Here is a 6000-nt window from a genome sequence, read left to right on the forward strand (position 1 = left end):
AGCTAGTAACAAACAGCAATCTTCACTACTGTTTATTACTAGCTTTTTTATTGTATCAGCTCAATGGATTGTATATAGAATACTTGTCCAACTTCGTCAATTTTTCTATTTTTTTTATTTATTACATAAAATCTCTTTTTCTATTTAATAAATGAAATCACGACTTCAAATTTATCTATAATAGAATCAATTTGATATTGGTTTACATACGGGTTTGCATGTATCAATTTTGGCAGATAATCTAAACTGTTCTATTCTTTCCGAGCTATTAACTTCAGATACACAATAAAAGTACTAAAACACACTATCAATAGGAGAAGCCCCACCACTAATCCTTCAGGCAAAAATACAAATTGTATCTTGTGCTTTCCGGCTGGTATCGGTAACGTTAACAGTGCACTTTTAAAGGTAGGTATCGATACTTTTTTTCCATCAATATACGCTTTCCATCCTTTATCATAAGGAATACTGGTCAAAAGTACTTGGTCTTGTTTTAGGTCAACTGTTCCGTTGACTTTCCTCCCCTTAATCGATAACTCAATTCCTTTTTCTTTTACTTTATCAAAGGCAGCTGCAAACTTTTGTGTATCCATTAAAGCCAAATCAGGTGCTACATATTCAACTTTATTTTTGTCTTTTAAATTTGAAAAGATGGTTTTAAAACGAACAGTGCTCTCTTTGTCGTAATAACCTAGCGAATAATATTGACCAGTATCAAATGCACCAGTAGTATATGTTTCCCCATTGACTTCTACTGATAACTTTGTACTTCCTAACGTTTGGTAATTAATTGGATAAAAACTAAAATACGCTTGCTTGTTTGCAGGTATTTTTGCTTCCCACTCAACTTCCATTGGCTCTTCAATATTTTTAGGAGCGTATATTGAAATCTTCGTTTGATTTATTTTTTTTGATGTTTCTATGAGGTTTTTACTTGTTATTTGTTTTAAAGAATCGAAAGTAAAGAAATTTTCATCTGTTTCTGCTAAATGGTTAAAAAGAGTTGCTTGTGTTTCGACGGCTCCAGCCTCATAAATTTCATCGTCTGTCATTACACCTAGCGGTAATTGATAGTTATTTTCGTACAAAGAAAAATTATCAGCTGTTGCTATTTTTTTATACCCAAATTTATTCAAAGATTCTTTAGATAAATTATATTTCATGCCTATTAGTGAATCCATCAGCAATGTATTATTAGCATATCGAATGTTTAAATTTGTTCCTAAAGAACGATAACCAAGTGCATTTAAATAGTAGGAAGAATGGCGGTTGCGAATGGATGAAAACATTGAAATACCACTGTAACCATAATTAAAACTATCATTTGCTGAAACTGGATTTAAATTTTCCATCCTATAAAAAGAAGAATTATTCTCTTTTGTATAGTCCACCAATTTTTTTATAGATGAATAAGATTCATCATAGTAGTGCCTTGCTGGATAATTCCATTCACTTCCAATCCCATTGATTAATTGAAACGAGTTTATCCCCATCTCAAGTGTCACTACTAAAACAAATAACACACTAATGACCTTTCCATAGTTTGATTTTTTCTTTATAACATAAAAAATTCCCAGATAAGCAATTAGAAAGAAGATTGTCCAGATAAGAGACCAAGGATTTAGATAATCGTAAGAGCCACGATCAGTAATCATTTTTGTTCCAATAAACAATCCTAATAGAATAAGAATAATTGTAGTCAATTGATCAGCTTTTTTACTGTCGAATTTTTCCCAACCATATCCAGCTAGTAAAACTACTAAAAAAGAAAATAAAAAACTGTAACGGAACAAGAACATATTCGGTGCATGCATTCCTTGCCAAAATAAATTCAGTGGTTCAAAGTAGAAACTAATTATTAACAAGAGAAATAAACTACCATAACAAAGTTTTTCTTTTAGTGAAATAGTCGTTGCAATGAAGAAGTATACACAGAAAATAAGCGGTAGTAATCCTATGAATAGGAACGGAATTGAACCAAATTTTGTGGTATCATATACTCCAACCATATTTTTTATAACAATATCTAGTGGTCCCGTTGCTTTTGTTAATAGAGTCGTAATAGGTGTAAGTGCTTCACCATTATTTCTCAAATCTAAAATTGTCGGCAACAAGAGAACCATTGAAGCTCCTCCAGCGAGAAAAGAAGTAATAAGATACATGGGAACTTGTTTGATATAAACTTTAGGATTTGTCAAAACTCTTGCCAGAAAATAGAAAAAAGAAAATAGGCCGACGATAAATGCCATATAAAAATTGGATATAAATAATAGAAAATAACTAATAAACAATACTAATGGCTTTTTCTGATCCATTACACGATGAATGCCTAAAATGACAAGTGGCAAATACATCAATGCATCCATCCACATAAGTATTTCGGAAAACGCAATAACATAGGACATTAGTGCATAACAAATACTCAATACAACATAAGCTATTTTAGGGATTTTAAAAGTTTGATTCGCAAATACCCAAAAAGACAGTCCTAATGAACCAATTTTTAATAATGTTAGATAATATAAATAGTCAGCCATTTGTATATTATCAAAAAAGAAGACTAGCGGCGTAAAAATTCCCCCGAGATAATAGGATAAAAATGACCAATAATTTAATCCCATCGATGCATTCCAACTATAGAATATATTCTGTTTTCCTTTTAATACGTTATTGAAACTAGCATGGAAATTGGAATACTGCGAAAAAGCGTCACTAACTAAAATCGTTCTGTCTTGGCTTCCAGGGTATATCCCCATTTTGAAATAAACATATCCTAAAACAATTATGGGGATAAAAAAGCTTAACATAGCCATCCACCAATTAGCCTTCAGATAACTTATTATCTTTATTTTCATAAAATCCTCACTTCTCTGCTTTCTTTTGTATATTTTGTTTAAGTACTTGACTTTACTACCCCGATAATCTCTTTTTCATCCACAAATCCATAAAAACGACTATCAGAGGCATAGAAACGATTGTCTCCCATTACCAAATATTTTCCTTTAGGTACTCGAGCATGATCATTTCCAATCAATTGACCAGAATTAAAATCAGCTACTCCATTTATGTTTCCCATTTCTTTTTCTGATCTAGTTAAAAATCGTTCTGGTTGCTCATAACCATCAATTAATAATCGTCCTTCTTGATACTCAATTTTTTCACCAGGCAGTCCAATGATACGACGAATGGACATTTCTCCTTCTCGATGTGGAATAGTAAAATAGACCAGATCAAATCGTTTTATCTTGCTATGCTTATACACCAATATTCGTTCGCCGTTATTTATAGTTGGCAACATGCCGAACCCTTTTACTTTAGGTAAAGCAAACAAAAAGAAGAAAATAATACAAAAAAGGATGGATCCTGCGCAGATACTAATACTTACATCTCTTATAAAAATTCTCTTTTTCTTGATTGATGGCTTTAGCTTCTTATTTCTATTCTTAGCTAAATTTTTTTTTTTCGTTTTTTTGCCGTATACTTCTTTTCCAAGTACAACACTCCTTTAGAAAAAATCAGGCGTCTATTGTTGTTGTTTCAATACTTTTTCGTCTATATGAAAGTAATCAAACACTTTCTTTTGGTCTGAACGTGTCCGCTGAATATCTGCTTCATATCCATTCAATGTTTCTTCATCATTCAAAGTCTGAACAGATTGATTGCTTAAATTGAGACCTAACTCCTTCATATTCTTATACAAACGGTTCAATAAATTCTGTCCGTCTTGAGATAATCTTTCATCTGCACTTCTTGTACCATAACTGGCTAATTTGCCTGAAACATCAGATAACGTGGATTGCACTTTTGAGCTTTCTTCTGGTTTATCTAAACGTGTCAATTGTTCGTCAATTGTATTTAATAGAGAATAGCTCTGGACAATTGCATGAGAATCTTTTTCTCCTAAATGCATTAACTGGTAGTATCGACTATAAAACGCACTTCCACCTATAAGAAATCCAACAAAAAGTAATACAATCGATTGTTTTAAATAATAATGGCTTTTTCGTTCAAGTTTCTTTTTTTGACGTATTCGTTTTTTTCTTAATTTTTTCTTTTTTATATTTCGGCAACTTATATTTTTTGATTGTTTTTTCGTGTAATACATCCACACAAGACTCCACACAAAAAATACAAAAGAGAGGATAGTTATTGAAAGTAATACAATAAACAGCCAATCTAATAAATTCATAACTTTATCCTCCACTTATTATTTATTTTTTTTCTTGGCTTTTTTCATCTTCTTCGCTTTTTCTTTTTTCTTTTTCACATAACGAATAATGAGGAAAATAATTATGATCAATAACAGTAGACTGCCGACCATCAATGCTATAAGAAGCCAATTTATGCCACCACTTTGTATCAAAGTCAAATCTTGTTCGTTATATTTTTCTGCTTCTTCATTAGTTATTTTAAATTCTTGGTCCCACGACCAACGTCCACCATCTTCTGTTGTGACAAGTATTTTTGCTCGGTAATCTCCCGCTTCCATTCTTTCGCCATTCATTGACACTGGAAAATCAATCATTGAGTTCGGTGCCATACGCATATTTGCTTTTTTTGTATCAAATAAAACTTCATCTGATCCTTTTCTAGTCACTTGTACAGTAACTGTCATTTTTTCTGTGTAAACTGACTTTATATTTGAGAAATTGATAAAAACCGCATTACGGAAATTATCTAAACCTGCATAGACTTTATTTAACTGCATATCTGGTTGAATTTTTTTTGTCTCTGATTCACTTAATAACATCCCCACTAGGTATGCAAATTTATTTACGACCATTCCAGATTCTGATTCTTTTTTTACTCCTTCATCATCTAGTTGTTGGAGTTGGATTCCGCCAGAGATATATCCTTCAAATGAAGATTCTGGCATTGAAATTGCTAAATCTAATAATGTACTGCCATTAGCTGGGACCGTCACTTCCTCTGTTGCTTGCACAACTTCTGCAAAATCATACTGTAAAGAAGTATCTTTTTTTATCTCACTAGGACCATATTCTATTACGCCTAAACTATTTGTTTTTGCGCTATTGCGTTTGACACTGACTTTTATTTCTTTATCTGATGAATTGTTCATTTTAATCTGTACGGTCTGTTTTTGACCGGGTTTCATCAACAAATCATAATAGGTTACTTCGGTATTTTTTTGATTTTCCGGACGAATCACTTCAAAAGAAAACCCGGATGTAGCAGAGGTGTCTTCTTCAGCAAATGTGTGCATTGGACATATAAAACTTATTATGTATACTAAACCAAACAATAAACTTATTATTTTTTTCTTCATAGTTGAGTGACCTCTTTCTTTTCTATATGTAAAATTACGAGCTGTTTTGTTTTATATTATTGAAGTAAAAGTAAAGAAAGAAGTATGCTTTTTTCATTAGATGAACATCGTCTACTTCTTTCTTTTTTGCTCACTTTTACGTCCTATTCATTTACTAGACAAAAATCTATTCCCTATTTTCTGTTAAATTAGTTGGCGTCTGCAATTGACCAAGTAATTTCCGCTTGGTAATCTCCTGTTTTCAACACATTAGTTCCAGGAATATTCAAGGTTACGGCATCGTATGATGTTGGATCTGCTTTTGTTGCATCTTTATCGCCGAACATTAATTCAAATACACCATAGCCTTTTCCTTCTTGTTTATTTGTTAATACTGTTTCTTTTTGGTTCAATGCTAAACTAAATGCTTGTTCTAAAGTACCTGCAGCTGTTGTATCAGGTAATGTTGCCATATTTGTTCCTGTTACTAGTGAAACATTTTTATACGCTAAGGTTGCGCCATCTAATACTCGTGCCCCATTTGTGAATTGTTTTGTTAATTCAGCTGATACTGTATAGTAGTTTGTGTCACCATCGGCACGAACATCTTGGAAACGTACAAAGTGCGGCATTACTGCTTTTGTTCCATCTTCATATGTCGTTTCAAAAGCTGTTGCATCATAGCTTTTGTCCGAGTCATTGGCAACAATTGCATGCGTGTCAAAATCCATATC

At 32.3% G+C, this 6000-nt stretch carries 5 protein-coding genes; all 5 read right to left on the reverse strand.

Features of this window, described 5'->3' with window-relative positions; all coding sequences use genetic code 11:
- Positions 1-251 precede the first annotated feature (251 nt).
- Positions 252-2855, reverse strand: coding sequence for a YfhO family protein (locus ATZ35_RS16700; protein ID WP_208928233.1), 2604 nt, complete (start codon positions 2853-2855; stop codon positions 252-254).
- A 38-nt stretch (positions 2856-2893) separates the two neighbouring features.
- Positions 2894-3415: a signal peptidase I gene (gene lepB / locus ATZ35_RS16705; RefSeq protein WP_341843832.1), complete on the reverse strand. Its 522-nt coding sequence runs from the start codon at positions 3413-3415 to the stop codon at positions 2894-2896.
- Positions 3416-3523: 108 nt separating this feature from the next.
- Positions 3524-4189 (reverse strand): hypothetical protein, encoded by a 666-nt coding sequence (locus ATZ35_RS16710; protein ID WP_208928235.1) that lies wholly within the window; start codon positions 4187-4189, stop codon positions 3524-3526.
- 18 nt (positions 4190-4207) lie between these two features.
- Complete coding sequence (locus ATZ35_RS16715) at positions 4208-5287, reverse strand: WxLIP family cell surface protein (RefSeq protein WP_208928236.1); 1080 nt, start codon at positions 5285-5287, stop codon at positions 4208-4210.
- Positions 5288-5475: 188 nt separating this feature from the next.
- On the reverse strand, positions 5476-6000 hold a 525-nt coding region (locus tag ATZ35_RS16720), incomplete at its 5' end, for a WxL domain-containing protein (RefSeq protein WP_208928237.1).

This window comes from Enterococcus rotai, from assembly GCF_001465345.1.
Taxonomy (GTDB): Bacteria; Bacillota; Bacilli; order Lactobacillales; family Enterococcaceae; genus Enterococcus_L; species Enterococcus_L rotai.

Bases quoted from the DNA above. Each gene is read 5' to 3' on its own strand.
- ATZ35_RS16700 (WP_208928233.1), bottom strand. From the start codon at position 2,855: ATGAAAATAAAGATAATAAGTTATCTGAAGGCTAATTGGTGGATGGCT.
- ATZ35_RS16710 (WP_208928235.1), bottom strand. From the start codon at position 4,189: ATGAATTTATTAGATTGGCTGTTTATTGTATTACTTTCAATAACTATC.
- ATZ35_RS16715 (WP_208928236.1), bottom strand. From the start codon at position 5,287: ATGAAGAAAAAAATAATAAGTTTATTGTTTGGTTTAGTATACATAATA.